Here is a 21,766-nt window from a genome sequence, read left to right as displayed (position 1 = left end):
CGCACCCCCAGCGGCCGACAGTCACTCTTGACGGCCCAGGAAGGGCCGCCGAGCCCCTGCCTCGCAGGGGCGGAGTTTCCAGGATGGAGCCCATGATCGTCCTCACGCGCTTGAATCACAGCCGATTCGCGGTCAACCCCGATCTGATCGAGCGCGTCCAGGCTGCTCCCGACACCACGATCACCCTGGTCGACGGCGCCACGTTCGTCGTCACCGAGAGCATGAACAAGGTGATCGAGGAGATCACCGACTTCCGCGCGCGCGTGCTCGCGACCGCCGCTGTTCTCTCGCGCGCGGACGACCCCCAGGAGGAGCGCTGATGGACCCCGCCTTCATCCTCGGCCTCGTGCTGGCCTTCGGCGCCCTGCTGGCCATGATCGGCATCGAAGGCGCCTCGGTGACCGCCCTGCTGCTGCCAGCACCGATGGTGCTGGTGTTCGGTGCGACGATCGCCGTCGGCATCGCCAGCGGCACGCTGCGCGACGCCGTCTTCGCGGTCAAGTCGCTGCCCCGCGCGTTGCGCGGAGACAAGCGCACCGCACACAGCATGATCGCCGCCGTCGTCCGCTACGCCGAGACGGCACGCTCCGAAGGCCTTCTCGCCCTCGAACAATTTGTGCGCGACGAGAACGACCCGTTCCTCAAGCAAGCGCTGCAGGGAATCGCCGACGGCACGGATGCCGAGGAGCTGCGAATCGTGATGGAGGATGAGATCGCTTCGGCCGCCGCACGCAACCGCGCAGCATCCAAGTTCTTCATGACCCTCGGCGGCTTCGCCCCCACGATCGGCATCATCGGCACGGTCGTCTCCCTCACGCATGTGCTCGAGAATCTCGACAGTCCCGCCACACTGGGCCCGATGATCGCGACGGCGTTCGTGGCCACGCTCTGGGGCCTGCTGTCCGCGAACTTCATCTGGCTGCCCATCGGCGGTCGCCTGCAACGGCTCGGCGAGCTCGAACTGGAGCGCATGACGCTGCTCATGGAGGGGATGCTGGCGGTGCAGGCCGGTTCGCCACCGCACTTCGTCGGCGAGCGCCTGCGGGCCATGGTGTCCCAGCGTCCGGGAGAGAAGGGGCACAAGCCCGAGAAGGCAGGTCGCCGCGCGGGCTCCGAGACCACTTCGAATCCCGTGACGGCCCCATGAGCGCCCGGCGCAGACGGCGCACTGTGCCCGAGGAGCCGCACGGCCCCGACGAGCGCTGGATGGCCTCGTACCTCGACATGGTGACGGTGTTGATGTGCATGTTCATCGTCCTGTTCGCAATGTCCACAGTCGATGCAGAGAAGTTCGTCGCGCTGAGCAACTCTCTGGCCACGGGGTTCGGCCAGCACTCCTCCAACACCGTCGACACCGCGGAGGGCGTCGTCGTTCCCCCTGAGCTCCTCGACCAAAACGCCCAGGGTTTCGCCGACATCGAGCTGCAGGCCGCCCGCGCCGAATTCGACGAGCTGTCCGCGCTGCGCGACAAGCTCCGCGCAGCATTGGAAGAGGAAGGACTGACCGATACCGCGACCCTGACGATCGACGAACGCGGGCTGACGATCGGCTTGGTCAGCGCCGAGACGTTCTTCGCGACCAACAGCACGGTGCTGAGCACGCGCGCGGTCACCGTGCTTGACGCCCTCGGCGGGGTTCTCAGCGACATCCCGAACCAGATCTCGGTCGAGGGCCACGCCGACCACCGCGCGGCCGCCGCACCGTTTCCCACCAACTGGGAGCTGTCGGCCGAGCGTTCCACCCAGGTGCTGCGTTACCTCGTCGAAGACCGCGGGCTCGATCCCGGCCATGTGAAGGCGGTGGGCTACGGCGACGCGCACCCGGTCGCCGACGGCTCCACCACGAGCGCCCTCGCCCAGAATCGGCGTGTGGACATCGTCGTGCTCTCCGACGCCACAGAGGGGGTGCGCCGGCTCCTGCCTCAATTGCAGGCAGCGCAGAAGACGTCCTGACCTGTTTCTCGTCTTACGCACGACGATCACCGCCCGATAGTCCCGGTCGTGGTGATCGAGACGAGCGCGCCCTCGGCGGCCCCAGCGGCCGACGGGGCTGTCGTCGACGTCCAGGTGTACGACTTCGGCCGCACGGCAACACTCAGCCGCGAGCACGCGCGCTCGCTCGAAGTCGCCTTCGAGGCCTTCTCGCGCCAATGGGCCGCACAACTGTCGGTCAAGATCGGCGTACGCTCCCACGTGTCGCTGGAGTCGGTGACCATGCAACGGTACGACGAGTATGCCGACTCCCTGCCGGTGACAACCACCGTCGTGGTGTGCGCGCTGTCCGAGACCGATGAGCGCGTGATCATCCAGTTTCCGCTGTCGGCCGGCATCTCATGGATCGTGCAGATGGTGGGCGGCAAGCCCGCCGACCACCCCGATGACCGCCCGTTCACCGCCATCGAACAGTCACTGATCCGAGCGCTCATGGCCGACGCAGCCGAGAACATCGGCAACGCTCTCGGCGATCTCCTGCCGCATGAGCTGTCCGTCGCCGGCATCCAGTACAACTCGCTGTTCGCGCAGGTCGCGGCGGCAGGCGATCTGGTCGTCGTGGTGCGCTTCTCGATGCGAGTGGGTGAGCGCACCATTCCGGCAAGCGTCATGCTGCCGGCTTCGGTGGTGCTCGACGAGCTCGCCGCGCAGCGTGCGCACAAGGCCGACGCAGCGGTACCTGGGCTGCTGCGGCAGCACATCGAGGACGCCCCCGTCGAGCTCACCCTGCGTCTTGCACCGCGCTCAGTACGCCCGCCGGAGGTGCTGGGGCTCTGTGTCGGCGACGTGATCTCCCTTCCGCACCACGCCGACCGCCCGCTCGATCTCGTCGTCGACCACCACACGCTGGCGACCGCCGCCGTCGGCACCAGCGGCGCACGCCTGGCGTGCGTGATCACTGCCACCGCGCCCGACCTCGTCGAGGAGTCCCTGTGACCAGCATCACCGCCCACGAGTCCGCCGCCGCGGCGGCTTTCGCCGCAAGACTGCCCATTGCCGGTCCCGTCACCGCACGCGCCGCCGACTCGTCAGGCGACACCGGCGAGGCGCTCGTGGTCAGCTATGTCGGCGAGACCAGCGCCCAGCTGGCCGTGCAGATCCTCGACCCGGCTGCCCTCATCGACGGACTACCCGATGCGCCGCTGTCCGACCGGCTGCACAGCGCGCTGGCTGCCGCCGTGGCCGCACTGGGCCCGGGGACTCTGGGAGAGACGAGCATCGCAGACGCCTCGCCCATCTTCGCGCACCCGCTCGCGCAGGTGTTCGATCTGCAAGACGAGACCGGGCGCACCATCGGCCGCCTCGCCGTGCGCATCACGCACCGGTCCGAGGCGGCGGCTGCGCCGTCGCGCCGTCTCCAGCGCATTGCCGGTGTCGAGATGGAACTCACCGTCGAGATCGGGCGCACCCGTATGTCTGTGCGCGACGTGCTCGACCTCGAGCCGGGGCGCATCGTCGAACTCGACCGTTCGGCCGGTGCGCCCGCCGATGTGAAGCTCAACGGCCGCATCATCGCCCACGGCGAGGTCGTCGTCGTCGATCAGGACTACGCGGTGCGGATCACCCGCATCCTCGAGAACGCCGAGGTCTGAGCTGGAGGGTCTGCTGCTGGCGCTGCGCGTCGCCCTATCACTGGCGGCGGTACTCGGTGCGCTCTGGTATCTGCAGCGTCGGCTTTCGCGCCGCAACGCCGGGCTTCCGGCCCGCCCCATCACGATACTGGGGCGACAGAACCTGGGTGCCAAGGCGCAGCTCGTGATCGTACAGACCGACGACGCCCGCTATGTGCTGGGCGTGACCGAGCATGGCGTGAACGTCGTCGACCGGCTCCCCGTTCAACCGGCCACGGTCGCAGAGGCGGTCACCGCCGACGACCTCCCGTCGACCGGGACGTCGTTCGACAGTGTCCTGTCCGCCACATCGGCACGGGATGCCGCGACCGCGCCGATGCGACGGGCTGATCGTCGCGCGTCACGGCCACCGGAGCCGACCCCGTTCATATCGCTCACGACGCTGGGCGGCCTGTGGCCGCGCGGTCTCGGACGCTCGCGGGATGCCCGACGCGCGGCATCCCGCCCTCGCGCGCTGCGGCGGACGCTGCTGATCACCGGCGCGGTCGTGATCTCCGGACTCCTCGCGATGACGCTCGGCACCCCCGCACACGCGGCTGTGGTCGATCCGATCGCGCCGACACCGCCGGCCGTCGATTCGGGCATCACGATCGACATCAATGGCATCGACGGCTCGCCCTCGGCGTCCATCCTCACCCTGCTGGGCATCACGCTGCTGTCGGTCGCTCCGGCACTGCTGCTGATGATGTCGTCGTTCACGAAGATCTTTGTGGTGCTCGCGATGACCCGCAACGCACTGTCACTACCGACCATTCCCCCCAACCAGGTGCTTGCCGGGCTCGCCCTGTTTCTGTCGCTGTTCATCATGTGGCCGGTGCTCACCGACATCAACCAGGTGGCTGCGCAGCCGTATATCCATGGCGACATCGACTTCACGCAGGCCATCGACCTCGGACAGCAACCGTTGCGACAGTGGATGCTGTCGTACACGCGCGAGGACGACCTGGCACTGCTGACCCGGGTCGCGAACCTGCCGAACCCCGCCGACCAGACGAGCGTGCCGATGTACACGCTCATCCCGGCGTTCATGCTCTCCGAGCTGCGCGCCGCGTTCGTGATCGGCCTGGTCATCTTCGTACCGTTCCTGGTGATCGACCTCGTCGTGGCCGCGGCGCTTATGTCGATGGGCATGATGATGCTGCCGCCGGTGATGATCTCGTTGCCGTTCAAGATTTTGCTCTTCATCCTCGTCGATGGCTGGGGTCTGATCGTGCGCTCGCTCGTGGAGAGCTATGGGGGCACCGGATGAGCCCCGAAGCCGCCCTCGACATCGGCGCGCAGGCGCTGCTGATCGCCGGCAAGCTGGCCGCGCCACTTCTGGTGACAGCCCTCGTCGTCGGGTTCGCGATCTCGCTGCTGCAGTCGATCACTCAGGTGCAGGAGGTCACGCTCTCCTTCGTGCCGAAGGCGATCGCCGTCGCCCTGGCGCTGCTGATCGCCGGCAACTGGATGATCACCGAGCTGATCTCCTTCACGAACGAGATGTTCGCGCGCATCCCCACACTGCTCTCGGGCGGGTGACATGTTCATCCCGGTCGATTTCGCCTGGCTGGAGGCGACGATGCTCGCCGCGGTGCGCGTGACCGCGTTCCTGTTCATCTCGCCACCGTTCTCGCACGGCGCCGTCCCGGCACGCATCAAGGGGATGCTGGGAATCGGCCTCGGGCTCGCTGTCAGCGGAACCGTCGCCCCGGGGTACAGGAGCCTGGACGTCGCGCCGTTCCTCGGCACGCTCGTCGTGCAGCTCGTGATCGGCGCACTGCTTGGGTTCCTTGTACTGCTGTGCTTCTCTGCGGTGCAGACCGCCGGCGGTCTCATCGATGTGTTCGGCGGATTCCAGATCTCGCAGATCTTCGACCCACAGGCTCAGATCAACGGCGCCCAGTTCACCCGCCTGTTCCAGATGACGGCCCTGACAATGCTGTTCGTCTCGGGCGGCTACCAACTGATCATCGCCGGACTCGCCCGTAGCTTCACTGCGGTTCCCCTCGGCGGCACATTCGACGTTGCGAACGCGGCGCATCTGCTCGTGGCAGGACTGTCGCAGATGTTCCTGGCCGCCGTGCAGATCGCCGGCCCTCTGCTGGTCGTGCTCTTCCTCGCAGACGTCGCCCTCGGTCTGGTAACCCGCGGCGCGCCCGCTCTGAACGCCTTCGCGCTCGGGATGCCGGTGAAAGTGTTGCTGGCGCTGGTTCTGGGGGGCAGTGTCTTCGCCGCGCTTCCGGGAATCGTCGACGCCCTCGCCTCGAACGCACTGGGCATGATCGGAGGGGCGAGACCATGAGCGATACCGACAGCGGCGAACGCACCGAAAAGGCCAGCGACCGCCGCCTGCGTGAAGCCCGGCAGAAGGGCAAGCTCGCCCGCAGCCAAGATCTGACCGCATGGCTGAGCATCGGTGCCGCAGCACTGTGCATGCCTGCTGCGATCGCCGTCGGCGCATCGGCGGGCAGCGAGCAGCTGATCGCACTCACTGCGGTCGTGCACGATCCGACACCAGCGACTGCGCTGACCATCCTCGGCCGCGGGCTCGGCTCGGTGCCGGCGACACTCGGACCACTGCTGGCCACCGTCGCCGTGGTCACGGTGGTGGGGGCGACCATGCAGGGCGGCGTGCACCTGCGCCGTCTGAGCGGGCGCGTCGAGCAGTTCAACATCGTCAGCGGTGTGGCTCGCCTCTTCGGCGGCCGGGCACTGTGGGAGGGCGCGAAGGCGCTGCTGAAGACTGCAGCCATCGCCGTCGTAGTGTGGCTGGTCATCGCCGGCCTCATGCCCGTGCTGCAGGCCAGCGGCTCACACTCGATTGCCCTTCTGCTGCAGACCGCAGGCCAGGGCAGCAGCACCCTGTTGCAGGCGACGGTGGCTGTCGGCCTGGCACTTGCAGCGATCGACGTGTTCGTCGTGATGCGGCGCAACGCCAAGCACACGCGCATGACCAAGCGCGAGGTCAAGGACGAGAACAAGAACAGCGAGGGTGACCCGCTGGTGCGTCAGCAACGCCGCTCGCGACAGTTCGCGCTGAGTCGCAACCGCATGATCACCGCGGTGGCCGATGCGGATGTCGTCGTGGTCAACCCCACCCACATCGCCGTCGCTCTCCGATATCAGGTGGGCAGATCCGCGCCCCGGGTCGTGGCCAAGGGCAGCGGCGTGATCGCCGAACGCATTCGCGAGAAGGCGACCGATGCGGGAGTCCCGCTTGTCCGTGACATCCCACTTGCCCGCGCCCTGAACGCCGCCTGCGCGCTCGGGCAGGAGATCCCTGAAGATCTGTACACTGCCGTGGCGCAGGTGCTGGTGTTCGTTGATGCGCTGCGTCGACGAGGATCTGCCCGCGGCATCCACTCGCTTCCCCCGAGGAGAACCGCATGAAGGGCCTGCTTCGCAAACTCGCGGTGCCGGTCGGCGTCGTCGGCATCCTGATGCTGCTGGTCGTGCCGATCCCGCCGTTCCTGCTGGACACGCTGATCATCCTGAACATCATGTTCGCGCTGGTGATTCTGCTGACGACGATGTTCGTCAACAAGCCGCTGGATTTCTCGGTGTTCCCCTCGCTGCTGCTGGTGGCCACGCTCTTCCGGCTCGGCTTGAACGTGGCATCCACGCGCCTCGTGCTCGGCCAGGCATACGCCGGGCAGGTGATCGAGGCGTTCGGACAGATCGCGGTGGGCGGGTCGCTGATCATCGGCGCGGTGGTGTTCCTCATCCTCGTGGTCATTCAGTTCGTGGTGGTCACGAAGGGATCCGAGCGCGTCGCCGAGGTGGGCGCGCGGTTCACCCTCGACGCCATGCCCGGCAAGCAGATGGCGATCGACGCCGATCTCAACGCCGGCCTGATCACCGACGTGCAGGCACGGGAGCGCCGCGCCGAGGTCGCCGCCGAGGCCGACTTCTACGGCGCGATGGACGGCGCATCCAAGTTCGTGAAGGGTGACGCGATCGCGGGTCTGGTCATCATCATCATCAACATCGTCGGCGGCATCGCCATCGGAATGGTGCAGCACTCCATGGCCATCGACGAAGCCGTTAGTACCTACACGCTGTTGACGATCGGCGACGGCCTGGTCACGCAGATTCCCGCGCTGCTCATGGCAGTGTCGACCGGCATGATCGTCACCCGCTCGAACGCCGAGGCCGAGATGGGCGAGGCGGCCTCGGCCCAACTGACGCAGTCGCGTCACGCGCTGGCGATCGCTGGCGGCGCCGCCCTCGCCCTGGCGATCGTGCCGGGGATGCCCGTGCTGACGTTCGCGATCATCGGGGCGCTGCTGCTGCTGGTGTCGCAACGCATGAGCGCAGAAAACAAGCACCACGAAGCAATCGAGCCACCGACCGATGCGACTATCGTATCGGAGAGCACCGACGATCTGATCGAGAAGATGCGTGTGCATCCGCTCGAGATCCTGCTGGCGCCGAACATCGTTGACCTCGTGATGGGCGGGCCCGATGATCTGCTCGCGCGTGTCAAGGCCTTGCGGCGGCGCATTGCGTTGGAGCTGGGTCTGGTGGTGCCCCCGGTGCGCACCCGCGACAGCGTCGAACTCGGCACATCCAGCTATGTCATCCGCGTCGCCGGTATCGAAACCGGTCGCGGGACCGCTCCCCCCGGGTCTGTGCTCGCACTCGGTGCAGGGCTGAACACGCTGCCGGGAACGGCTGTACACGACCCGGTCTTCGGCCTGGAAGGCAAGTGGATTCCCGCCGAGATGCGGCACAGCGCCGAATTCGCCGGGGCGACGGTCATCGATCGGGCGAGTGTCATCGTCACGCACTTGTCCAGCGTCATCCAATCCGCAGCGGCCCGGCTGCTCAGCCGGGAAGACGTGCGCCAGCTCACCGATGCGCTCAAACAGGTCTCGCCCGCCGCCGTCGAAGAGCTCACGCCGACGCTGCTGTCGCTAGCCGAGGTCCAGCGTGTGTTGCAGGGGCTGTTGGCCGAACGCGTGCCGATCAACGACCTTGCCCGCATCTACGAGGCACTCGCGCTGCGCGCCCGCGTGTCCACCGAGCCCGAGGGGCTCATCGAGGCGACGCGCTCCGCCCTCGGCCCCGCAGTCGCCTCCCGCTTCGCCGAATCGGGCACGCTACGGGTGATCATGCTCGAACCGCTGCTCGAACAGGCGATGCTCGAAGGCATGCGCCCCAGCGACGACGGCACTCAGATCGTGCTCGAACCGGATCGGATCGAGGCCGTCATCGCCTCGGTGCGAGAGGCGGTCGCGGCGGCGGCTGACGGCGGCGAGACGGTGCTGGTCTGTGCGCCCGCGCTACGAGCCGCCGTGCGCAGACTGGTCGCAGCGCAGACCGACGGGCTGCCCGTGCTCTCGTACACCGAAGCCAGCGCGGCGGGGCTGCCGATCCTCACCGTCGGGATCGTGCGTGACCAACCGATGCGGGCGGTCGAGGTGCCAGCGGGCACGCCCCAGTAGGCTGTGGGGATGCTGGTGTTGACGAGGCGGATCGGCGAGAGCGTGCTGATCGGCGGCGAGGTCACGGTCACCGTGCTCGACGTGAAGGGCGACAGCATCCGCATCGGGGTGGACGCCCCGCGTTCCACCCGCATCCAGCGTGCCGAGATCGTCGAGGCCGTCAGCGCCGAGAACGTCTCAGCGGTCGCGGCCGACCCGGGCCTCGAAAGCGCGCTGCGCGATGCACTCGCACGCCGTCGAGCGCCAGACGCGTGAACCGAACTCATCCTTTGTCGTCATGCCTGCATCGCCGTCGCCCGCCCGCGCCGTCGCACGCGTGAGCGTCGTCGGCCGTTCTTCGCCATCTTCGCCGGGTTCTACTTCTGGTGGCCGAGCCGGAATGCCGCGACGGTACGCCGATTACGCCCCGTCTGACGGATTCACCTGGATGAACCAGGTGTCCACGACCGGAGCCATGCTGCTGGGCTCGTCGATGATTCACTTCCTGTCCATCCCGAGGCGGCGCCCGTGCTTGTGTGACCGCGGTCACCGTGCCGGTCTAACGCACGCGCACGCGCCCGCACGGATCTAGCGCACGCGCCCCTGCCTGGCTGACGCACGCACGCACGGTCGCCTCTACCCTCTTTCGCGTGCACGCCGCCGAGGCCACAATAGGGTCCAGATGGCGCGTCGGCGGCGGGGCAACCAACCGGCGGTCACCACGGGAAGCTGTAGCCGATGCGCGCGGTCGAAGGCCGCGCGCCTCTTCTGGGGGATGACATGAGCGGTCCTGCGGGGTGGTATGACGACGGCAGCGGAAGGCGTCGATGGTGGGACGGGACGCAGTGGACCGACGCCACACTCCCGTCCGCAAAGAAGCACTCCGACCACGAACCGGTGCGCGGATGGATCAAGGCCACGGTCTCGGTGCTGGGACTCGCTGTCGTGGGCGCTCTCGTTTTGCTGGCGTTCACGACCGCACGCCATTGGACCGCGGTCGACGTCCCCGCCCACGCCGAGACCTTCCATACCGAGACATACGACACAGGCGCGGTCGATGTCATCGATGACGGCGTCAGCCCCTGCGACGAGGGGCAGGACTGGTCGATCTGCATCGATCGGATGGAGAATGAGTATGAGAGCGCCTGTCGCGACCAGAACGTGACGGACGCCGCCGCGAGCATCTGTGACGATTATCGCGACGATATCGAGCGCATGCGAGAGGCCGGGCAGGAAGGCGCCGTCGTCGGCACCGCAGGCACCTACGGCCATCTTGAGCAGACGCCGCACCTCGGCACGCGCACAGTGTCGAACCACGATGGTCGAAGCGCCATCTCCCATCCGGCCGTCTGCTATCTGGGCTTCATCGGCGAGTGCGGCGCGCCCCTGCCCGCCTCGGTGATCGCGGACCCCGTCCCCAGTTCGACCGCCGCCGCGCCGCAGACCACCGGGGACACCCCCGCCCTTTCCGACGATCGGGATGCGCGCACGCAGGCCATGCCCATCAACCCGGTCGCCGACGAAGAGATCGTCGAGGCCACAAGCCACGCGCTCACGATCGTCGGTGGGTTCTGGAGCGCCCACTTCGCCGAGCACTTCCCCGACATCGTCTACGTCGCCCCAACGAGCAACGGCGTCTACAACGCAGACAGTGAGCCTGGGTGCGGCGGCGGCGGCTCGGCGGGCGCGGACAATGCGTTTTACTGCCCCCTGGACAACACCGTGCAGTTCGGCATCGATCTGATGCGGGAGTTCTATTCCGCATCCGATGTCACCATGTACCTGATCGTCGGACACGAGTGGGGGCATGCGATCATCAACGAGGTCGATCCCGGTCTCGATGAGAACAAGGGTGAACTGCGGGCGGATTGCCTGGCCGCAGCCGCCCTGTACGGCGCCGTCGCCGACGGCACGCTCGAGTGGGAAGACGAGGACACCGCGGCAATTGCCGGCGCACTGACGGCACTCGCCGATACCAGCGAATGGACCACCGCGGGTGACCACGGCGATGCCCTCGACCGCAACGCCGCTTTCGAGGAAGGCCGCAAAGACGGGGTGGAAGCCTGCGTCGCCCCCGACTTCTGACCGCCGCCATCGCCGGGCCGGTCGGGGCTCTGTTACGGCGGAACCGCGCTGCCCGGCGTGTAGCCGAGCACGGGCTGCGCACCCATAGCCGAGAGCGGGCGGCGCACCCGCCGGGCGTTACTGCTCGAATCGACCGTTCGCTCGGCAGTCATTATGCTCGGACCGACCCCGCCCGCTCTCTCAGATCGCATCGCTATGCCCGAATCGCCGCCCGCCCGCGCCGTCACGCGCGTGAGCGTCGTCGGTCGCGGGCGCCTCGGCGCGGTGCTCGCGCCGGCGCTCGCGCGCGCCGGCTACACCGTGTACGGGCCGACCGGACGCGGCGACGAGATCGCCGACGCCGACATTGCGATGCTGTGCGTGCCCGATCGGCAGATTCGGGATGCCGCGGCCGCGGCATCGGCTCGCGCGCGTGTGGTCGGCCACACCTCTGGCGCCACCGGGCTCGACGACGTCGACTTCGGCCTCCACCCGCTGCAGACCTTCGCGGGCGGTGAAGAACCCGACGTGTTCGAGGGCATCGGCGCGGCGATCGGTGGGCGCACGCTGGAGGCGCGTGCACTCGCTCGCGATCTTGCCGCAGCGCTGGGCATGCACCCATTCGAGATCGCCGACGGCGACCGGGCGCTCTATCACGCAGCGGCGGCGTTCGCCTCGAACTTTCTCGTGACGCTCGAGGATGTCGCCGAGCGCGTGCTCACCAGTGCGGCACCCGGTTCCGACGCCCGCGCGCTGCTGGCCCCGCTCGTGCGCCGCACGGTGGAGAACTGGGCGGCGTCCGGAGCGACATCCGCCCTCACCGGACCGGTCGCACGCGGCGACCACGCCACTGTCGCCGCGCAGCGCACGGCACTCGCCGCCGAGCTGCCCGACCTGGTGCCGTTGTTCGACGTGCTCGTCGCCCACACCGGCACCCTCGCCGAACGGAGCCACCGATGAAGATCCTGCGCACTGTGGCCGAGGTGCGCACCGCCGTTCGTGATGTGCGCGGACGCGGCGGCACCGTCGGGCTCGTTCCCACCATGGGCGCCTTCCACGACGGGCACCTCTCGCTCATACGTGCGGCGCGCGCCGCACACGAACTGGTCGTGGTGTCGTTGTTCGTGAACCCGACGCAGTTCGGGCCGACCGAAGACCTCACCGCATACCCGCGCGACGAGCAGCGCGATGCGCAGCTTGCCGAAGCCGCGGGCACCGACATCCTGTTCGCACCGTCGGTCGCCGAGGTCTACCCCGCCGGCTTCGCCACCTCGATCCATGTCTCAGGCTTGACCGATGTGCTGTGCGGGGCGAGTCGACCCGGCCACTTCGACGGCGTGGCCACGGTGGTCACCAAGCTGTTCGGCATCGTCGCACCCGATGCCGCGTACTTCGGGCAGAAAGACGCCCAACAGGTGCTGGTCATTCGCCGGGTGGTGCGCGATCTGAACCTGCCGGTGCGCGTGGTCGCCTGCCCGATCGTGCGCGAGGCAGACGGGCTGGCGATGAGCTCGCGCAACGCCTACCTGGATGCCGCATCCCGCCAGCGCGCGACGGCGCTCAATCGCGCGCTCGACGCGGCGCAGCAGGCCGTCGCGCAGGGGCGCACCGGCGCCGCCGACGTGCTCACGGCGGCGCGGGCCGAGCTTGCCGCCGCCGGTATCGAACCGGAGTATCTCGACCTGCGCTCCCCCGACGACCTGTCCACGGTCGACGCCGTCGCGCCCGTGGCGCTGCTGGCGGTCGCCGCCCGCGTCGGGGCCGCCCGACTCATCGACAACAGATTGCTGGAGGCATCCCGCTGATGCGACGCACCATGTTGAAGTCCAAGATCCACCGCGCCCGGGTGACCGGCAGCGACCTGCACTACGTGGGCTCGATCACGGTCGATCCCGAGCTGCTCGAGGCGGCCGATATCCGCGAGAACGAGCAGGTGCACGTGGTCGACATCGACAACGGGGCGCGGCTGGTGACCTACACGATCCCCGGCGTGCGCGGATCGGGCGAGGTGCAGCTCAACGGCGCGGCCGCCCGCCTCGTGCACACCGGTGACACCGTGATCGTCATCTCATACGCCGAGCTCGACGACGCCGTACTCGACGCGTACGCGCCGGTGGTCGTGCATGTCGACGAGGCGAATCGTGTGCTCGCGGTCGACGATGAGCCCGGCGCCCTGCGCACCGTGGAAGTCTCGGCATGAGCGCGCAGCCCGCCGATCAGGCCCAGAAGATCACGTTCGAGACCCTCGCGCGCAAGAAGGCGGCACACGAACCCCTCGTGATGGTCACCGCCTACGACCACCCAGGTGCCCGCGCGGCCGAAGCCGCGGGAGTGGATGCCGTGCTGGTGGGTGACTCGGCCGCGATGACCGTGCTCGGCTATGCCAGCACCGTGTCGGTCACCGTCGATGAGCTGCTGATGCTCACCGCCGCGGTGCGCCGGGGACTGACCACGCCGCTGCTGGTCGGGGATCTGCCGTTCGGATCGTACGAGGCCAGCGACGAGCAGGCCGTGCGCACGGCGCAGCGGTTCGTGAAAGAGGCGGGATGCGACGCGGTCAAGATCGAACGCGGTGGCACGAGCGTCGACCGCGCCCGCGCCATCGTGGCCGCCGGCATCCCGGTCATGGGCCATGTGGGGCTGACCCCGCAGAGCGTCGGCGCGCTCGGCGGCTACCGCGCGCAGGGGCGCACCGCCGAGGCGGCACGCCGCGTCGCCGACGACGCGCTGGCCCTGCAGGATGCGGGATGCTTCGCGGTGGTGTTCGAGGCGATTCCCAGCGAGGCGACCGCGGCCATCGTGCCGCGGCTCACGGTGCCGGTGATCGGCATCGGCGCAGGGCCGGCCGCCGACGGCCAAGTGCTCGTGTTCCACGATCTGCTGGGCATCCACGACGGCCATCAGGCGCGTTTCGTCAAGCGCTACGCCGAGATCGGGCAGGCGACGATCGCGGGCATTCGGGCGTACGCCGATGAGGTGCGCTCGGGAGCATACCCCGCCACCGCGCACGGATACGGCATGGCCGCCGGCGAAGCCGACAAGCTGCGCGACGTGCTCGGGCGCTGAGCCGGCCCTCCCGCCTCAGCCCTTCACCGACCCCGCGGTCAGCCCGCCGATGATGTAGCGCTGCAGCGCGAAGAACAGTACGAGCACGGGGATCGCCGCGAGCACCGCCCCGGCGGCGAACAGCCCCCAGTTCGACGACAGCTGGTTCGAGACCCACTGGTACATGCCCACTGCGAGGGTCCAGTTGCCCTCAGAGACCAGCACGATCTTCGCGACGATGTAGTCACCGAACGACGCGATGAACGCCAGCAGGGCGACCACGGCGAGAATCGGAGTGACCAGCGGCATGATGATGCGCCAGAACACCTGCGCGTGGGTGGCGCCGTCGATCTTGGCCGACTCGTCGAGCTCGATCGGGATCGTGTTGAAGAACCCGTACATGAGGAACGTGTTCGTGCCGAGCGCTCCACCCAGGTACACGCAGATCAGCGCGATCTTCGAGTCGAGCCCGAGTGCGGGCACCACCTCGCCCAGGGCGAGCAGCATGAGGAAGATCGCCACGAACGCGAGCGCCTGCGGGAACATCTGGATGATCAGCAGCGCAGTCAGGCTTGTGCGGCGCCCACGGAACCGGAATCGCGAGAAGGCATATGCGGCGCACGCGCCCATGAGCACGGCACCGATCGCGGCGACACCGCCGATGAACAAGGTGTTGCCGTACCAGGTCCAGTACCGGGTGCCGGCCAGTGCGCGGAAGTTCGCGATGTCGAACACCTGGAAGATCTGGTTGCTGGCGGCCAGATTGCCACCCGGGTTGAACGAGGCCGAGACGACGTACACCAGCGGAAAGACCGCATAGAAGACGATGACGATGGCCAGCAGATACTTCCAACCGACCTCGAGCAGCCAACGTCGACGCTGCCCGGGACGACGGGGGTGGGATGCCGCGACCTGCGCGGTGGCGTGGGTGGTCACTGGAACTCCTCCAGCCTGCGGGTCTGCCGAAACGCGAGAGCGGCGATGGCGCCCACGACGATGAACACGATGATGGACAGGGCGCTGGCCAGACCGTAGTCGGCCTTGCCGCCCGAGACCCCGGAGATGTCCCAGATCGCCGAGATGAGGATGTCGGTGGCCCCGAGCGCGTACGGCGCGCCGGGTATGGCCGGCCCACCGTTGTTGAACATGTAGATGATCGTGAAGTTGTTGAAACTGAAGGCGAACGACGAGATCAACAAGGGTGCCGTGGAGACGAGAACGAGCGGCAGAAGGAGCGAGCGCATCGTGCGCCATCGCCCGGCGCCGTCGATCGAGGCCGCTTCCAGAACGTCGCCGGGAAGCGACTGCAGGGCTCCCGTGCAGACCAGGAAGTAGTAGGGGTAGGTCAGCCAGACGTTCACGAACAGCACGGCACCGCGAGCCAGCCACGGATTGCCGAGCCAGTCGATGTCGGCGCCGAAGAAGAAGAACTGGTTGATGACGCCGAACTCCGAGTTGAACATGCCACGGAACAGCAGCGCCGACATGAAGGCGGGGAATGCATACGGCAGGATGAACAGCGTGCGCATCGCCTTGCGCCCGCGCACCCGCGGGTCGTTGTAGATGATGGCGAACACGAGCCCGAGCGCGAATGGCAACAGCACCGACAAGATGGCGAACGCGAAGGTCCACGCCGTGACCATCCCGAGCGGCTTGAGCATGGTGGAGTCGGTGAAAAGGCGCAGGAAATTGTCGAATCCGACGTGCACGACCCAGCCGGTCGGCAGTTCGGTGCCGTCGTCGGAGCGGAACGTACCCGCCGAGGTCGCGTGATAGACGGTGCCGGTCGCCGTATCGGTGATCGTCTGGGCTGCGGCATCCCACGTCATCGTGGAGGTGTAGACGGCGCCCGACAAACCGTCGAGCGTGCGGATCGACCCGTCATTCGGATCGTCGGAGATCGGCACACGCAAGCCGACGACCTGCTGCTGCAGGGTCTGGTCGCTGATCAGTGCCTGCCGCGAGATGACCGTCCAGCCGGGAACCTCGGTCGGCGCGCTGGTGCCGGCCGCCTGCGCGCCCGAGACGACCTGCAACGGCTGGTCTTGGCTGCCGACCTTGACCGTGCCGTTGTCGTTGATGGCAAAGCCCAGCACGTCGCCGCGTTCGATGACGGCCAGCTGGTAGGTCGGCGAGCCCTCCACGCGACGCTCGCCCTGGCTCAGTGCCGCGCTGACGGCCTGGTCCTGGGTGCCGACGTGACCGGTGCCGTAGTTGGTGAAGGCGATGTAGGCGGTGTATCCGAAGATGAAGACCTGGAACACCAGAAGGAACACCAGCCCGGGCAGCAGATACTTCAGCGGGAGCGTCTTCTTAGTGAAGTAGACGATGTCGGCGGCGACCAGCAGAGCGATCGCGACGCCGAAGATGAGCCATGACTCGGCGCGGAACGCCTGGATGGCGGCCAAGATCCCCATCGCGTTGACCAGGGCCATCAGCACGAGCTTCACGAGGAAGCCCCAGCCGAGTCCGTCCCAGCGCCGCGCGAGCGCTTCGGGCGGGGTGAGGGCGCCTCGCGATCGCTGTGGGGCGACGGCGTGAACGGCTTCCTGCGACGACGGCATGTGCTCCTCCTGACGGCACTGTACGTGGAGATACCCGGGGGCGGGTCGGGCCCCGCCCCCGGGAGACTGATCAGCTGATCGCCTTCTCCAGGTCGGCGACCATCTTGTTCCAGGTGGTCTCGGGGTTGGCGCCGTTGATGATCTGCACCTGGGCGGCGTTCCAGAGGTCCCACACCGAGCCCATCTCGGGAATCGACGGCATCGGCACGCCGACCTTGGTCTGGGCGAGGAATCCGGCCGTGTTGGGGTCGGATGCCACATCGTTGGCCAGATCGGTCCATGCCGGGATGCGCGGGTCGGCCTCGTACAGTGCCTTCTGCGCGTCGTACGTGGCCAGGTAGTTCGTGAGGAACTCCTGAGCGACGAGCTGGTTCTTGCTCTGCGAGCTGATGTAGAAGCCCTGCACACCCACGAACGGCGAGGCGGTCTCGCCACCGGCCGACGGCACCGGGTTGACCTTGACCTTCACGCCCTTGGTCGTGAGAGCCTCGATTGCCCACGGGCCGGCGACGGTGTAGGCGGCCTTGCCTGCGGCGAACAGTTCGTTGTTGGTGTCGTAGTCGATGGTGGTCGAGATGATGCCGGTGCCCTTCTTGCCGTTGGCACCGAGCCACTTCGCGAACGCCACACCCTCGTCGCCGCCCATGCCGACCTGGTTCGTGTACGAGCCCGAGTCGTCTTGCACGAACACCGGGGCGCCGAACGACGTCTGGAACGGGTACATCGTGTAGGCGTCACCGGTCTGCCCGGCAGTCTGGATGACGAACGGCCGCTCGGCACCCGAGGCCTTGCCCTTGTCGATCATGTCGTCCCACGTGGCCGGGGCGTCTTCTCCCACCAGGTCGGTGTTCTGGATGAGGGCCACGGTCTCCAGCGAGTACGGCAGCGCGTACAGCTGCCCGTCGTAGGTCATCGCCTCGAGCGCGACCTTCTCGAACGACGAGGCCTTGTCGCCGAGGTCGATGGTGGAGACGACACCGGCCGACACCAAGGCGCCGAGCCAGTCGTGCGCGCCGATGGTGATGTCGGGGCCCGAACCGGTGGGCACCTGATTGATGAAGTCGTTGCGGATGTCGTCGAAGTTCTTCTGGACCAGCTCGATCTTCGCGCCGGTCTCTTCTTCGAATGTCTTGGCCGCCGCCTCGATCGCCGGCTTGCGGTTCTCGTCGGTCCAGATCGTGAGCGTGACGCCGGTGGCGTCGATCGCTGTCTGTGTGTCCGTCGGCTGCGCGGTGCCGCCTCCGCCGCTGCAGCCGGCCAGGAGCACGGCCGTCGACGCGAGGGCGACGATGCCGATTCCCATCTTTCGCATTTTCGGTTCCTTCCGAGTTGTGCGCGGCGGCTTTCTGACCGCCCACGCAGTGTGGTGGGTGTTACGCATGAGGAGAGCGGATGACGGCGACCCCGCCGGCTGCGATCTCGAGATCTCCGTCTGCCTGGGTTGTCGAAACGAGATCGACACCGGTCGCCGGCAGGCGCACAGGGTGGTCGCCGTGGTTGATCGCGACGATGTAGTCGACCTTGTCGGCACGACGTGTCACGACCTCCAAGCCGGCGGGCAGATCCGACCGAGACAGACCGGCATCGGCGTAGACGGCCGCCAGCACGGCAGCCAGTCCCGCCCGGTCGAGGCGGGTGCTCAGGTACCAGCCGACCCCCGCGCCGCAGGTATTGCGAGTGATGGCGGGACGGCCCGCGCCGGGCCCGTCGACATACCTCGCGAGCGTCTCGGCGGTGGTCGTCACAAGGTCTTCCTGCCAGGCGTCGGCGCTCAGTTCACGCCCCGCCCAGTCCAGTCGGCACGTCTCGCCCGCGCGCAGTGGCAAGAACTCCTCGACCCGCAGACCGAGCGATGGCTCGAGAGGGGCGCCGAATCCGCCGGCGTGCACAGCGTCGTTCTCGTCGACGATGCCGGAGAAGAACGAGACCAGCAGTGTGCCGCCCGCCGCCACATAACGGTTGAGGTTGTCGGCATCGGCCCCGCGCAGCAGATACTGCGCCGGCACGACCACGAGCTTGTAGGCGGAGAGATCCTGACCGGGCAGCGCGAAATCGACCGTGACCCCGTCGCGCCACAGTTGCTCGTAGAACGCGCGGGTGCGCTCTTTGTGGGTGACATCCACCGAAGGCCGCCACTCCTGGTCTTGCGCCCAGAACGACTCGAAGTCCCACAGCACTGCGGCATCCGCCACCACCCGCGCACCGCACACCTCGCCCAGCCGGCCCAGCACGTCACCGAGCTCGACGACCTCGCGCCAGACGCGCGAACCGGTGCCGGCGTGCGGCACCATCGCCGAGTGGAACTTCTCTGCCCCCGAGCGCGAAGCACGCCACTGGAAGAACAGGATCGCATCGGCGCCGCGACCCAGGTGCGTCAGCGAGTTTCGGGCCATCTCACCGGGGCGCTTGGCGATGTTGCGCGGCTGCCAGTTCACTGCCGAGGTGGAGTGCTCCATGAGAATCCACGGTTTGCCGCCACCGACGCTGCGGGACAGGTCGGCGGCCATCGCCAGCCCGATCTCGGCCTCGGTGTCGGCAGCCCACAAATAGTGGTCGTCTGAGACGATGTCGACCTCGCGGGCCCACGCCCACAGGTCGGTGGTCCAGCTCTGGTTGGCCATGAAGTTCGTCGTGATCGGCTGCGATGCGTGCGCGCGGATGGCGTCGCGTTCGGCGATGAAGCACTGCCGCAGCTGGTGATCGGTGAACCGGCTGAAATCCAGTCGCTGCGCGGGGTTTATCACCGACGGAGCGGCCGCGGGCGCGCCGATGTGCTCCCACGCGGTGTAGTGCTGGCCCCAGAATGCGGTGCCCCACGCGGCGTTGAGGGCATCGAGGGTGCCGTACTTCTCGCGCAGCCAGTCGCGGAACGCGTGCACCGACTGTTCGGAGTAGTCCTCGCCCACCGGCACGCCGTATTCGTTGTGCACGTGCCAGAGCACGACGGCCGGGTGGGAGCCGTAACGCTCGGCCAGAGCCGTGGCGATACGCACGATGGCCGCACGATATGCCGGCGACGAGTGCGACGCCATCCCCCGCGCACCAAAGCCCATGACGGTGCCGTCGGCGGTGCGGACGCGGGCTTCGGGATGCTGCGCGAAGAACCAGGCCGGCGGTGACGCAGTGGGCGTGCCGAGGTCGACGTGGATGCCGTTCTCGTGCAGCAGATCGAGCACCTCATCAAGCCAGCTGAAGTCGAAGACGCCTTCACTGGTCTCGACCAGCGCCCAGGCGAAGATCCCGACGCTGACGAGATTGACGCCGGCCTCGCGCATCAGCGCGACGTCGTCACGCCATGTCTCGCGCGGCCACTGCTCCGGGGTGTAATCGCCGCCGTAGGCGATGCCCTCGAGAGCGGGCCAACGGGGTTCGGGCGTCATGATGCTCCAGCGGATCGTCGGACTGTGACCGGTCCCAGTCTGGGCTGAGCGGCCAGGTTTGGCAAATGGCTTCTGCGCCATCGTTACGCAACTGTGATCGGTCACAGTCACGTGAGTGGGGGATGCTGCAGCCGCGCGCTGTCGCGGTAGAGTCACTGCCGTGGAGGAGCGCGTGAAACGGCCGACGATCCGCGATGTCGCCGCGGCATCCGGTGTCTCGCGGGGCACTGTCTCGCGGTTCATCAACGGCGGTCACTGGGTCTCGCCCGACGCGCGGGCCGCGATCGAAGACGCGATTGCGCGCACCGGATACACCGCCAACCACCACGCACGCAGCCTGGCCACCGGCCGTGCCCAGTCCCTTGCGTTCCTGGTGACCGAGCCGCAGCAGCTGTTGTTCGCCGACCCCACTTTCGCGCGATTGCTCAAGGGCGCCGCCGAGGCGCTCGCACAGCGATCGATGACACTCGTGCTGCTCGTGGCATCCACTCCCGCCGAACGCAAGACCGTCACGCACTTCGTGCAAGCCGGACACGTCGACGGCGTGCTGCTGATCTCTTCGCACGAATCCGATCCCCTGCTCGAGAAGCTCGTGAACGCCGGCATCCCCACCGTCAGCTGCGGCATCCCCCTCGGACACGATGTCGAGGTGGGCACCGTGTCTGTCGAAGAGGAAGAGTCAGCGCGCACCATGGTGCGCTACCTGCGCGAGCGCGGATACCGGCGTCTGGCCATGATCGCCGGCCCACCCGACACCCCGGGTGGGCGTTACCGCCTCGAGGGATTCCGCGACGAGCTCGGTGACGATTTCGATCCCGACCTCGTCGAGACCGGGGATTACTCGGTCGCATCGGGCGTGCAGGCGCTGAACTCTCTGCTGCGCCACGATCGCGACTTCGACGCCGTCTTCGCGGCGAACGACCTTATGGCGGCGGGCGCGATCTCGGCACTGAAGCAGGCCGGCCTGCGCGTGCCCGACGACGTCGCCGTGGCCGGCTTCGACGACTCGGGACTGGCCGAGACCAGCGATCCCGGCATCACCACGATGCGTCAGCCGTGGGAGCAGATAAGCGCCGAGATGGTCACGCTGCTGCTCGAGGTGATCGAGGGCGCGCCGCCGCGAGCGGTGACATTGCCCACCACGCTGGTGCGGCGACAGAGCGCCTGAACTCGGCGCTGCGCGCGCGGTGCGTTGTCGCGCACCGGTGGTCCGGCGCCGCGCTTGCCTGCGGCGCCGCGCTTGCCTGCGGCGCCGGGCTTGGCCTGCGGCACCGGGCTTGGCCCGCGGCGCCGGGCTTGGCCCGCGGCGCCGGGCTTGGCCCGCGGCGCCGGGCTTGGCCCGCGGCGCCGGGCTTCAGTCGTCGCATATGGCCCCTCCACGCGCCCAGCGGGGGCCATACGTGACGACCGAAAACCAGCGCCCCCGTTCAGTCGTCGCATATGGCCCCTCCGCGCGCCCAGCGGGGGCCATACGTGACGACCGAGAACCTGCACCCCCGTTCAGTCGTCGCATATGGCCCCTCCACCCGCCTCACGGGGGCCACACGTGACGACCGAAAACCCGCACCCCCCGTTCAGTCGTCGCATATGGCCCCTCCGGCACACAAACGGGGGCCATATGTGACGACTGAATGCACCGTACGTTGGCCCGCCGCACAACCCCACCGCACGACCCCACCGCA

At 68.0% G+C, this 21,766-nt stretch carries 21 protein-coding genes and 1 pseudogene; 18 read left to right on the top strand and 4 right to left on the bottom strand.

Annotated features, from left to right (window positions below):
• Nucleotides 1-92: 92 nt before the first annotated feature.
• The 17 genes and pseudogenes from ET475_RS08755 (at nt 93) to panB (ending at nt 14,161) form a co-directional block, all read left to right on the top strand.
• On the top strand, nt 93-320 hold the full coding sequence (locus tag ET475_RS08755) for a flagellar FlbD family protein (protein WP_129388716.1): 228 nt from the start codon (nt 93-95) through the stop codon (nt 318-320).
• The gene (locus ET475_RS08750; protein WP_129388713.1) at nt 320-1,147 is read left to right on the top strand and encodes a motility protein A; all 828 of its coding nucleotides are present in this window, start codon (nt 320-322) and stop codon (nt 1,145-1,147) included. The genes ET475_RS08755 and ET475_RS08750 overlap by 1 nt, the downstream gene beginning before the upstream one ends.
• A complete protein-coding gene (locus tag ET475_RS08745) occupies nt 1,144-1,953 on the top strand; it encodes an OmpA/MotB family protein (protein WP_129388709.1) in 810 nt (269 codons plus the stop codon). Before ET475_RS08750 ends, ET475_RS08745 begins: the two co-directional genes overlap by 4 nt.
• A gap of 48 nt (nt 1,954-2,001) precedes the next feature.
• Nucleotides 2,002-2,928 (top strand): flagellar motor switch protein FliM, encoded by a 927-nt coding sequence (locus ET475_RS08740; RefSeq protein WP_129388707.1) that lies wholly within the window; start codon nt 2,002-2,004, stop codon nt 2,926-2,928.
• On the top strand, nt 2,925-3,584 hold the full coding sequence (gene fliN, locus ET475_RS08735) for a flagellar motor switch protein FliN (protein ID WP_129388703.1): 660 nt from the start codon (nt 2,925-2,927) through the stop codon (nt 3,582-3,584). The genes ET475_RS08740 and fliN overlap by 4 nt, the downstream gene beginning before the upstream one ends.
• A pseudogene (locus tag ET475_RS18260) lies at nt 3,532-3,897 on the top strand (FliO/MopB family protein); the annotation flags it as partial. The gene fliN and the pseudogene ET475_RS18260, both read left to right, overlap by 53 nt.
• 234 nt (nt 3,898-4,131) lie before the next feature.
• A complete protein-coding gene (gene fliP, locus ET475_RS08730) occupies nt 4,132-4,872 on the top strand; it encodes a flagellar type III secretion system pore protein FliP (protein ID WP_242497843.1) in 741 nt (246 codons plus the stop codon).
• The gene (gene fliQ / locus ET475_RS08725) at nt 4,869-5,144 is read left to right on the top strand and encodes a flagellar biosynthesis protein FliQ (protein ID WP_129388697.1); all 276 of its coding nucleotides are present in this window, start codon (nt 4,869-4,871) and stop codon (nt 5,142-5,144) included. The genes fliP and fliQ overlap by 4 nt, the downstream gene beginning before the upstream one ends.
• A 1-nt stretch (nt 5,145) precedes the next feature.
• Nucleotides 5,146-5,907: a flagellar biosynthetic protein FliR gene (locus ET475_RS08720; protein WP_129388694.1), complete on the top strand. Its 762-nt coding sequence runs from the start codon at nt 5,146-5,148 to the stop codon at nt 5,905-5,907.
• Nucleotides 5,904-6,995, top strand: coding sequence for an EscU/YscU/HrcU family type III secretion system export apparatus switch protein (locus ET475_RS08715; protein ID WP_129388691.1), 1,092 nt, complete (start codon nt 5,904-5,906; stop codon nt 6,993-6,995). The genes ET475_RS08720 and ET475_RS08715 overlap by 4 nt, the downstream gene beginning before the upstream one ends.
• On the top strand, nt 6,992-9,052 hold the full coding sequence (locus ET475_RS08710) for a flagellar biosynthesis protein FlhA (RefSeq protein ID WP_129388688.1): 2,061 nt from the start codon (nt 6,992-6,994) through the stop codon (nt 9,050-9,052). Before ET475_RS08715 ends, ET475_RS08710 begins: the two co-directional genes overlap by 4 nt.
• A 9-nt stretch (nt 9,053-9,061) precedes the next feature.
• A complete protein-coding gene (csrA, locus tag ET475_RS08705) occupies nt 9,062-9,307 on the top strand; it encodes a carbon storage regulator CsrA (RefSeq protein WP_129388685.1) in 246 nt (81 codons plus the stop codon).
• Nucleotides 9,308-9,769: 462 nt separating this feature from the next.
• Nucleotides 9,770-11,116, top strand: coding sequence for a DUF2510 domain-containing protein (locus ET475_RS17840; protein ID WP_165310842.1), 1,347 nt, complete (start codon nt 9,770-9,772; stop codon nt 11,114-11,116).
• Nucleotides 11,117-11,311: 195 nt separating this feature from the next.
• Nucleotides 11,312-12,055, top strand: coding sequence for a DUF2520 domain-containing protein (locus ET475_RS08690; protein ID WP_129388679.1), 744 nt, complete (start codon nt 11,312-11,314; stop codon nt 12,053-12,055).
• On the top strand, nt 12,052-12,900 hold the full coding sequence (gene panC / locus ET475_RS08685) for a pantoate--beta-alanine ligase (RefSeq protein WP_129388676.1): 849 nt from the start codon (nt 12,052-12,054) through the stop codon (nt 12,898-12,900). Before ET475_RS08690 ends, panC begins: the two co-directional genes overlap by 4 nt.
• Complete coding sequence (gene panD / locus ET475_RS08680) at nt 12,900-13,295, top strand: aspartate 1-decarboxylase (protein WP_129388673.1); 396 nt, start codon at nt 12,900-12,902, stop codon at nt 13,293-13,295. The genes panC and panD overlap by 1 nt, the downstream gene beginning before the upstream one ends.
• Nucleotides 13,292-14,161, top strand: a complete 870-nt coding sequence (gene panB / locus ET475_RS08675; RefSeq protein ID WP_129388670.1) for a 3-methyl-2-oxobutanoate hydroxymethyltransferase — start codon at nt 13,292-13,294, stop codon at nt 14,159-14,161. Before panD ends, panB begins: the two co-directional genes overlap by 4 nt.
• A 15-nt stretch (nt 14,162-14,176) precedes the next feature.
• Here panB and ET475_RS08670 read toward each other — a convergent pair whose 3' ends face one another.
• The 4 genes from ET475_RS08670 to ET475_RS08655 all read right to left on the bottom strand — a co-directional run bounded on the left by ET475_RS08670 (nt 14,177) and on the right by ET475_RS08655 (nt 20,084).
• A complete protein-coding gene (locus ET475_RS08670) occupies nt 14,177-15,076 on the bottom strand; it encodes a sugar ABC transporter permease (protein ID WP_129388667.1) in 900 nt (299 codons plus the stop codon).
• A complete protein-coding gene (locus ET475_RS08665) occupies nt 15,073-16,704 on the bottom strand; it encodes an ABC transporter permease subunit (RefSeq protein ID WP_129388664.1) in 1,632 nt (543 codons plus the stop codon). Before ET475_RS08665 ends, ET475_RS08670 begins: the two co-directional genes overlap by 4 nt.
• Before the next feature lie 70 nt (nt 16,705-16,774).
• Nucleotides 16,775-18,016: a sugar ABC transporter substrate-binding protein gene (locus ET475_RS08660; protein WP_129388661.1), complete on the bottom strand. Its 1,242-nt coding sequence runs from the start codon at nt 18,014-18,016 to the stop codon at nt 16,775-16,777.
• Between the two features lie 61 nt (nt 18,017-18,077).
• Nucleotides 18,078-20,084, bottom strand: coding sequence for a beta-galactosidase (locus ET475_RS08655; RefSeq protein ID WP_129388658.1), 2,007 nt, complete (start codon nt 20,082-20,084; stop codon nt 18,078-18,080).
• 160 nt (nt 20,085-20,244) lie between these two features.
• Between ET475_RS08655 and ET475_RS08650 the strand changes: the two genes are divergently transcribed.
• Nucleotides 20,245-21,252: a LacI family DNA-binding transcriptional regulator gene (locus ET475_RS08650; RefSeq protein WP_129388655.1), complete on the top strand. Its 1,008-nt coding sequence runs from the start codon at nt 20,245-20,247 to the stop codon at nt 21,250-21,252.
• Nucleotides 21,253-21,766: the final 514 nt, after the last annotated feature.

Source organism: Microbacterium protaetiae, assembly GCF_004135285.1.
Classification (GTDB): domain Bacteria; phylum Actinomycetota; class Actinomycetes; order Actinomycetales; family Microbacteriaceae; genus Microbacterium; species Microbacterium protaetiae.
Note: the sequence above shows the minus strand (reverse complement) of the source record. Positions and strands in the feature narration are given on the sequence as shown.